Source organism: Streptomyces sp. UW30, assembly GCF_008042075.1.
Lineage (GTDB): Bacteria > Actinomycetota > Actinomycetes > Streptomycetales > Streptomycetaceae > Streptomyces.
In genome coordinates this window covers 1-8,371 of record NZ_RDBN01000041.1, presented here as the reverse complement: position 1 = coordinate 8,371, position 8,371 = coordinate 1, and the positions used below count along the sequence as shown (strand labels likewise).

The 8,371-nt window shown below is 70.6% G+C and carries 10 protein-coding genes; 6 read left to right on the top strand and 4 right to left on the bottom strand.

From position 1 onward, the window contains the following. The first annotated feature begins 159 nt into the window (after positions 1-159). Together EAO75_RS30115 and EAO75_RS30110 are read left to right on the top strand one after the other, a co-directional pair. Positions 160-639 carry a DUF1772 domain-containing protein gene (locus EAO75_RS30115; RefSeq protein ID WP_147998303.1) on the top strand — a complete coding sequence of 160 codons (480 nt, stop codon included), beginning with the start codon at positions 160-162 and terminating at the stop codon, positions 637-639. Between the two features lie 149 nt (positions 640-788). After that, positions 789-2,276 carry a glutamate synthase subunit beta gene (locus tag EAO75_RS30110; RefSeq protein ID WP_147998302.1) on the top strand — a complete coding sequence of 496 codons (1,488 nt, stop codon included), beginning with the start codon at positions 789-791 and terminating at the stop codon, positions 2,274-2,276. A gap of 82 nt (positions 2,277-2,358) precedes the next feature. Here EAO75_RS30110 and EAO75_RS30105 read toward each other — a convergent pair whose 3' ends face one another. Continuing rightward, complete coding sequence (locus tag EAO75_RS30105; protein WP_147998301.1) at positions 2,359-2,898, bottom strand: carboxymuconolactone decarboxylase family protein; 540 nt, start codon at positions 2,896-2,898, stop codon at positions 2,359-2,361. Positions 2,899-2,945: 47 nt separating this feature from the next. On the opposite strand from EAO75_RS30105, the gene EAO75_RS30100 reads away from it, so the two are divergent. Both EAO75_RS30100 and EAO75_RS47715 read left to right on the top strand, forming a co-directional pair. Then, positions 2,946-4,409 (top strand): PLP-dependent aminotransferase family protein, encoded by a 1,464-nt coding sequence (locus EAO75_RS30100; protein ID WP_147998300.1) that lies wholly within the window; start codon positions 2,946-2,948, stop codon positions 4,407-4,409. After that, a complete protein-coding gene (locus tag EAO75_RS47715) occupies positions 4,357-4,824 on the top strand; it encodes a fused DSP-PTPase phosphatase/NAD kinase-like protein (RefSeq protein ID WP_261989487.1) in 468 nt (155 codons plus the stop codon). The genes EAO75_RS30100 and EAO75_RS47715 overlap by 53 nt, the downstream gene beginning before the upstream one ends. 7 nt (positions 4,825-4,831) lie before the next feature. On the opposite strand, the gene EAO75_RS30090 is transcribed toward EAO75_RS47715, so the two are convergent. From EAO75_RS30090 to EAO75_RS30080, 3 genes are all read right to left on the bottom strand, one after another. After that, positions 4,832-5,635, bottom strand: a complete 804-nt coding sequence (locus tag EAO75_RS30090; RefSeq protein WP_147998299.1) for an SAM-dependent methyltransferase — start codon at positions 5,633-5,635, stop codon at positions 4,832-4,834. 99 nt (positions 5,636-5,734) lie between these two features. Next, positions 5,735-5,989: a DUF397 domain-containing protein gene (locus EAO75_RS30085; RefSeq protein ID WP_147998298.1), complete on the bottom strand. Its 255-nt coding sequence runs from the start codon at positions 5,987-5,989 to the stop codon at positions 5,735-5,737. Beyond that, entirely contained in the window at positions 5,990-6,850 is an 861-nt protein-coding gene (locus EAO75_RS30080) for a helix-turn-helix transcriptional regulator (RefSeq protein ID WP_147998297.1), read from the bottom strand. 220 nt (positions 6,851-7,070) lie between these two features. On the opposite strand from EAO75_RS30080, the gene EAO75_RS30075 reads away from it, so the two are divergent. Both EAO75_RS30075 and EAO75_RS30070 read left to right on the top strand, forming a co-directional pair. Continuing rightward, positions 7,071-7,709 (top strand): ATP-binding protein, encoded by a 639-nt coding sequence (locus EAO75_RS30075; protein ID WP_147998296.1) that lies wholly within the window; start codon positions 7,071-7,073, stop codon positions 7,707-7,709. After that, the gene (locus EAO75_RS30070) at positions 7,700-8,134 is read left to right on the top strand and encodes a hypothetical protein (protein WP_187284638.1); all 435 of its coding nucleotides are present in this window, start codon (positions 7,700-7,702) and stop codon (positions 8,132-8,134) included. Before EAO75_RS30075 ends, EAO75_RS30070 begins: the two co-directional genes overlap by 10 nt. Positions 8,135-8,371 lie beyond the last annotated feature (237 nt).

The following is an 8,371-nucleotide window of genomic DNA, read 5'->3' as shown; positions in this document are numbered from 1 at the left end:
CCTCCCTCCCCACCCGGAGTTCGGGCCTCCGTTCTTCTGGACGTTCGCGTATGTGGTCGCGTCGCTCGGCCATGGTCACTGATGTCGTACAGGATTTCACTTGAGGTGATGGACGTGGCCGGGGCAGGATTCCGGCGGGAAGCGGGAGTTGACGTTGACATGATCGATGGGCCGTACTTCGTACTGATCGTGATCGGTGTGGTGGGGACCGGCCTCGTGGCCGGGGTCTTCTGTGCGTTCTCGACGTTCGTGATGCGCGGACTCGCCGCGCTGCCGCCCGCGCAGGGCGTCGCGGCGATGAAGGCGATCAATGTGACCGCGCTGATGCCGGCGTTCATGCTGGTGTTCATGGGGACGGCGGTGCTGTGCGCGGTGATCGCCGTGGTGACGTTCGTTCTCTGGCCGGACGAGGGGACGGTGGAGCTGTTGCTGGGCAGCGCGTTCTATCTGTTCGGCTCGTTCGGGGTGACCATGGTGGCGAACGTGCCCCGTAACAACGTGCTGCTCAAGCTGGAGGCGGGCACCCAGGAGGCGGCTGCGTACTGGCCGACGTACGTGCGGGAGTGGACGGCATGGAACCACGTCCGGACGGTCGCCTCGGCCGCCGCGACGGTGTCGTACGTGCTGGCCGTCAGCTGAGCAACGCCAGGTGGGCAACGCCGCCGAGAAAGCGCTGTCCCCCACTCTGCGCAGGTGACCCGTGAGACGTATCGTTGCCGCAAGAGTGCCGCCCGATGACGCACGGCTCCACCACGTCACATGCGCACGCGCACGCGAGGAAGACGGCCATGGCCGATCCCAAGGGTTTCATGACCACCCCCCGCCAGGACTGGCCGCGCCGGCCTGTCGAGGAGCGGGTCCGGGACTGGGACGAGGTGTACGTCCCGAGGGCGCTGCTGCCGATCATCAGCAAGCAGGCCGACCGCTGTATGGACTGCGGCATCCCCTTCTGCCACGACGCCTGTCCGCTGGGCAATCTGATCCCCGAGTGGAACGACCTGGTGTCGCGGGAGGACTGGCGGGCCGCGTCGGATCGGCTGCACGCGACCAACAACTTCCCCGAGTTCACCGGGCGGTTGTGTCCGGCGCCGTGCGAGGCCGGGTGTGTGCTGGCGATCAACCAGCCGGCCGTCACCATCAAGAACGTCGAGTGCGCCATCGGCGATCGGGCATGGGAGGAGGGGTTCACTCCACCTCGGCCGCCGGACCGGCTGTCGGGGCGGACGGTCGCGGTGATCGGCTCGGGGCCGACGGGGCTCGCGGCGGCGCAGCAGCTGACCCGGGCGGGGCACACGGTCGCGGTGTACGAGAAGGACGACCGGATCGGCGGTCTGATGCGGTACGGCATCCCCGCGTTCAAGATGGAGAAGCACCATCTGGAGCGGCGGATCGAGCAGATGAGGGCCGAGGGGACCAAGTTCCGTACGTCGACGACGGTCGGGCAGGACATCGGGGCGGCCGAGCTGCGGTCGCGCTACGACGCGGTGGTGATCGCGACAGGGGCCACGGCCTGGCGTGAACTGTCCGTTCCGGGCAGGGAGTTGAGCGGCATCCGGCAGGCGATGGAGTATCTGCCGCTGGCCAATCGGGTGCGTGAGGGGGATCTGGAGTCGTCCCCCATGTCCGCCGCCGGGAAGCATGTCGTCATCGTCGGCGGCGGGGACACGGGCGCCGACTGTCTGGGCACGGCCGTGCGGGACGGCGCCGCGTCCGTGACCCAGCTGGACATCTACGCCCAGCCGGACGCCGACCGGGACGAGGACGCCGAGCCCTGGCCGACGTATCCGAAGATCTACCGGCTCTCGGCGGCGCACGAGGAGGCGCGCGATCTGGAGACGGCGCCCGCGGCCGACGCGGACGCGCGCCTGTTCGCGGCGTCCACGCTCCGCTTCACGGGCGACGCCGACGGGCACGTACGGTCGCTGCACCTGGTCGAGGTGGACGCGCAGCGCCGCCGGATGCCGGACACCGGGCGGACACTGCCGGCCGACCTCGTGCTGCTCGCGCTCGGTTTCTCCGGGCCCGACCGGACGGACGGGCTGATCGATCAGCTCGGGCTGGAGATGGAGCCGCGCGGCACGATCACGCGGGACGCCGGGTTCGCGACGAACCTGCCGGGCGTTTTCGCCGCCGGGGACGCCGCCCGGGGGCAGTCGCTCATCGTGTGGGCGATCGCCGAGGGGCGGGCGGTGGCGGCGGCCGTCGACCGCCATCTGACGGGGAGTTCGAGGCTGCCGGCACCGATATCGCCGTACGACCGGCCCATGACCGTCTGAACAACGGGCCGGCGGCCACACTCCCCCCAAGAAACGTAGCGAACCGCGCCTAGGGCCTGATCCGCCGGACAGGCCCTAGCGCCTAGCGCCGCTCGTCCGTCCCCGCCACCTTCCCCGTGGCCAACGCCACCCTGTTCCACGTGTTGATCGTCATGATCAGGGCCAGGACGTGGGCCAGTTCCGTGTCGTCGAACTGGGCCGCCGCCTGTGCGTAGGCCTCGTCCGGGACGCCTCCGTCGGCGACCAGGGTCACCGCCTCCGTGAGGGCCAGGGCCGCCTGTTCCTTCTCGGTGAAGAAGTGGCGGGCCTCGCGCCAGACGGCGACCAGGTGCAGCCGGTCCTCGCTCTCGCCGGCCTTGCGGGCGTCGTTGGTGTGCATGTGGAGGCAGTAGGCGCAGTGGTTGAGGAGCGAGGCGCGGATCTGGATGAGTTCGACGAGCGCCGGGTCGAGGCCCTCGCGGGCGGCGGCGTCGAAGCCGACGATGGCGCGGAAGACCTTCGGGGCGGACTTCGCGAAGTCCAGGCGGGTGCGGGCGGCCTCGGCCTCGCTGATGGCGCCGGCGATGTCGATGTTGATGTCGGTGTTGATGTCGGTGTTGATGTCGGTCGTGTTCGTCGTCATGTGGACCAACCTACGGGCCTGAAAGACCGGCTGTAGGGTGCATTTCCATGGTGGAATCATGGGTCAATTCGGCGGAGCGGATCGGCGCCGACCTGCACCTGGACCTCTCGGAGGCGTCCGGGCCCGGTGGCCGGCGGGCCGCGCTGACCCGTGCGCTGCGCGACGCCGTGCGCAGTGGGCGGCTCGCGCCCGGTACCCGGCTGCCGCCGTACCGTTCGCTCGCCGCCGACCTCGGCGTCGCCCGCAACACCGTGGCCGACGCGTACGCGGAACTGGTCGCCGAGGGCTGGCTCACCGCCCGGCAGGGGTCGGGGACAAGGGTGGCCGAGCGGGCCGAGCCGCTGCGGCGCGCCGAGCGGGCGCCCCGTAGGACGCCCCGGATGCCGCCACGCGCGCGTGGGCCTCGGCACGATCTGCGGCAGGGCACGCCGGACGCCTCGGCGTTCCCGCGTGCGGCCTGGCTGGCCTCCTATCGGCGGGCCCTCCAGCAGGCGCCGAACGAGGTCTTCGGGCCCGGCGATCCCGCCGGGCGCGTAGAACTGCGCGAGGCGCTCACCGAGTACCTGGCACGCGTGCGTGGCGTGCGCACCGAGCCGGGCCGGATCGTGATCTGCTCCGGCTTCGCCCACGCCCTGCGGCTGCTGTTCGGCCAGGGACAGGGCACGGGTGCGGGCGGCGGCGTGCTGCGCGGGCCGCTGGCCGTGGAGGCGTACGGGCTGGGCTTCCACCGGGAACTGCTCGCCGCCGCGGGCGCACGGACCGTACCGCTCCCCCTCGACGAGGACGGTGCGCGCGTCGACCGGCTGGCGCGTGAGCGGGCCGTGCTGCTCACGCCCGCGCATCAGTTCCCGACCGGCGGCCCGCTGCACCCCGAGCGCCGCGCCGCAGTCATCGACTGGGCACGCGCGCGTGGCGGCGTGGTGCTGGAGGACGACTACGACGGCGAGTTCCGCTACGACCGCAAGCCCGTCGGGGCCGTCCAGGGACTCGATCCGGAGCGGGTGATCTTCATCGGCTCAGTCAGCAAGAGTCTGTCGCCCGCGGTGCGGCTGGGCTGGATGGTGCTGCCGGAGCGGTACGTCGGCGACGTGCTCGCGGCCAAGGGCGAGCGCGAGGCGTGGGCAAGCGTCCTCGATCAGCTGAGCCTCGCCGACTTCATCGTCTCCGGGGCGTACGACCGTCATGTACGGCGCATGCGGCAGCGGTACCGGAGCCGCCGCGACCGCCTCGTCGCCGCCCTCGCCACGCACGCGCCGCAGATCGAGGTCACGGGTGTGGCCGCCGGACTCCACGCGGTGCTGCGACTGCCGCCCGGCACCGAGCGGTCCACGGTGAAGGCGGCCACCTGGCAGGGCGTCGCCCTGGACGGCCTCGCCGAGTTCCGGCACCCGGACGCGACCGAGCCGGAGATGCCGGCCCGCGACGGGATCGTCGTCGGCTACGCCACGCCCTCCGAGCATGCGTACGGCGCGGCGCTGGACGCGCTGTGCGGGGTACTGCCACCTGGATGACGCCCACGCCGGGCCGCTGTCCCCCGGCCGGGGCAGCAGCACGCGCGGCACACCGCCACCCCCGGCCGGATCCTGCGAGCAGCTGGCGCCGCTCGAAGAGCTCGAAGAGGACCTGTGGGTGGCGCCGATGCAGCGCTTCCTCGACGTCGTCTCCACGGCCTCCGGCCCGGTGTTCGTGCACTGCGGCGCGGGAGTGGGCCGTACGGGCGCGATGGTCGCCGCGTACGTCGTGAACACCGGCGAGGAATCGCCCTCGCAGGCGGTCCGGCACAACCTCGCGGTCGGACCCCCGTCGATCGAGCAGATCTACTACGGGCTGAACCTCACCCCGGCCAAGGCGGAGCAGCCGCCGCTGCCGGTGCTGGTCGTCAGCCGCCTGGTGGACGCTCCGCGGCGCATCATGTCGTACCTGTGAGCATCGACTAGGGCTTGCGCCCCACCGCCCCGTACCCGGGAATGACCCCGTCGTCCTGACCCGGTACGGGCTCGCCCAGGTCGGGGTGCCATTGGTGCGGCACCTCGACGCCCGGCGGGACGAGTTCGAGGCCGTCGAAGAAGCGGGTGAACTCCTCACGGGAGCGCAGGGCCAGGGTGACGCCCGCCGCCTTGAGTTTCTCGGTCGCCGCCTTCGACTCCTCGGGAGTGAAGTCGGCGGTCGCGTGGGTCACCACCAGGTAGCTGCCCGAGGCGAGCTCGGACAACAGCCGCCCGACCAGTTCGTGCGCGCCGTCCTCGTCGGAGACGAAGTGCAGCAGCGCGACGAGGGAAAGAGCCACCGGACGACTGAAGTCCAGGACCTTCCGGGCACCTTCGACGATGGCGTCCGGATCACGCACATCGGCTTGCAAGTACTCGGTGACGCCCTCCTGCGTGCCGCGCAGCAGGGCTGCCGCGTGAGCGAGCACGATGGGGTCGTTGTCGCAGTAGACGACGCGCGCGTCGGGGGCGGTCCGCTGGGCCACCTGGTGGAGGTTCGGCTCGGTCGGGATACCCGTGCCGACGTCCAGGAACTGGCGCACGCCCTGCCGGGCCAGCCAGCGGGTGGACCGGTGCATGAAGGCCCGGTTGACCCGCGCCATCACGGGGACGCGCGGATCGAGGGCGAGCATCTGCTGCCCCATGGCCTCGTCGACGGGGTAGTTGTCCTTCCCTCCGAGATACCAGTCGTACATCCGTGCGGAATGGGGCTTGCTGGTGTCGATCTCGACGGGGTTCGGCCCGGTCATGACCAGCTCCGTAAGGTTCGAGGACGATACATGATCAACTCAGCACCAAGATAAGTGAATTGGCTCAACGCAATGGATTGAACAACGGGTCTCACGCCGTCAGGACAGCAGGAAGTCCGCCTCCCCCGCCTTGGCGCCCTCGATGAACGCCGTCATCTCGTCCGAGGTGTAGATCAGCGCCGGCCCGTCCGGGTCGGTCGACTGACGGACGGCGATCCGGCCGTCGGCGAGTTTCATCGCCTCCAGGCAGTTACCCCCGTTGCCCCCGCTCCACGGCTTGTGCCAGCCCTCGCTGCCCAAGTCCCGCGCGGGCATGCCGTTGTAGACCTGTATGCGCGGCTTGATGCGATCCATTCACAGCTCCTTGCGGAGATCCCGCAGGATCTCCTTCGTGCGATGTGCCGTAGCGGCCTGCGCCGCCATGCGGTCCATGACCTCGAGATGGGTCGCCACCTCGGCGCGCGCGTCGAGATAGACGGCGCCGGTCAGGTACTCGCTGTAGACCATGTCCGGCAGTTCTGACATGGCAAATCGGAACAGCACGAAGGGCCCGTACGTGCCGGGGTGCGGCCCGTTCGCGAACGGGGCCACCTGCAGCGTCACGTTGGGCAGCTTCGTGGCCTGAAGCAGCCTGTCGATCTGGGCACGCATCACCTCCGGTCCGCCCACCTGGCGGCGCAGCACGGTCTCGTCCATCACGACCCACAGCCGGGGCGCATCCTCACGGGTGAGCAGTTGCTGGCGTTGCATGCGCAGAGCGACATGGCGCTCGATGTCGTCGGGGCTGGTCTGGCCGATGGCGCCCGACGTCAGCACTCCGCGCGCGTAGTCCTCGGTCTGCAACAGGCCGGGCACGAAGTGGGGGTCGTACGACCGGATCAGGGCGGCGGCGCCCTCCAGGCTGACGTACATGGAGAACCAGCCGGGCAGGATGTCGTGGAACCGCTGCCACCAGCCGGGCTTGTTGGCCTCCTCGGCAAGCTGCACGAAGCCGTCGGCCTCGTCGTCGGAGACGCCGTAGGCCTTCAGGAGCAGTTGGAGGTACGGAATCTTGAGGGAGACCTCGGCCATCTCCATACGGCGGACCGTGGCAGGGGCGACGCGCAGGACGCGGGCGGCCTCCTCACGCTTGAGCCCGGCGCGCTCGCGCAGGTCCAGCAGGCGCCGACCCAGGACGACCTGGCCGACCGTCGGCGCGGACCGCGGCTCGCTCACGCTCCACCTCCACGAATGAATCCCGACAAGTCGATTGAATCCTGACAGGCCGACGGCGCCACTCGAAGACCTATTCGAAGATCGAGATGGATCTCCGACGATCCCAATTGGCGCCGTTCGGCATGCTGTTGCGAGCAGTGTGCCACGGCCGTCCAGAGAGTCACACAGCACTCTGCATTTTTCAGAGTGACTCTTGCCAAGTGTTCACGGCGGGGCGATAGTGGCAAGCGTGATTCCGTCCCCGCCCTTAGGAACAGACGCCACTGTGGTCCCCCACGGCCTCGGTGCCCCCACGGGAGTCGGCCCCCAGCAGGGTGTCGGCGCCGAGCGGCGGTTCCGGTTCGAACTGGCCGCACATCCGGGTTCGCCCGCCCAGGCCAGACGCCTGACCAGGGCGCGGCTGAACGGCTGGTCGGTGTGCGAGGACACCTGCGACACGGCGGCTCTGGTCGTGTCCGAGCTGGTCACCAACGCGATCGTGCACACCGCCAGCGAGCACATAGTGTGCGAACTGCGCGACGGAGCCGACCTGGTGCGCATAGCCGTACGCGACGAGGGATGCGCGCCGGGTGAGCCCCACCCGACGTCCGCGCGTCCCGAGGATGAGCACGGCAGGGGACTGCTTCTCGTCGAAGCCCTCTGCCATGCGTGGGGGGCCCTGGAACACGGGTCCGGACTGATGGTCTGGGCGGATCTGACACGCGGGGCCGCCCTCCGCGAGGTGCTGCGCACCGAGCACGCGCCCTGCAACGACCTCGGCTGGGGGTCCCGGCCCAAGCCGGGCCCGCCCGGGGGCGCGGGCGACGAGGACGAAGCCGAGGCGCGACACCACAGGGGAACGGGATCTGCATGGCTGTGAGCGGCGTGTCCGGCGGCGGTCAGGTACTGAGCCTGGACACGCTGGTCCGCTTTCGCCGCGGCATGCGCACATCCGCCGCCCCGCGCCGCCTGCCCGTTCCGGAGGGGATGACAGCTCCCCTGGGCTGCGACGCGGTGGCGGTTCCCGCCCGCTTCGGTCCGCTGATCCTGCCCCGGCTGCCGCGCGTGGGGTGCGTGTACGCCGACGACTCGCACTGGTGGTGGATCGTCCCGTCGGACTCCGACTACGCGCTGGAGTGGCCGGCGTCGGTGCGGTACACGACGGGGGCGGTCGTGCTGGACACCCCGCGTCTGATCCACCGGCCGGACGGGACGGTGCCGTACACGCCGCCGATTCCGCTGTATCTGGCGCTGTGCAGGGTCATGGGGACTACGCCGACATGGTGCAAGCAGATCCCCGCGTGAGGCACCGCCGGGTGGGCCGGGTTCTGTAGGTGCCGTTGGCCGTGGGAGTGCCGCCCCTTTGGCTTCCGTACCAGGGGGCTGCCGCCCCCTGCACCCCCGCTTCGGCCCTGGACGGGCCTCGTCCTCAAAGCCGGACGGGCTGTTCGGGCGGCGTACGCCCGCGTGCACCCCCCGCTCCCGTGAGGAGTTCACCCGCTTCTTCGACGGCCTCGAACTCGTCCCGCCGGGCGTCGAGGT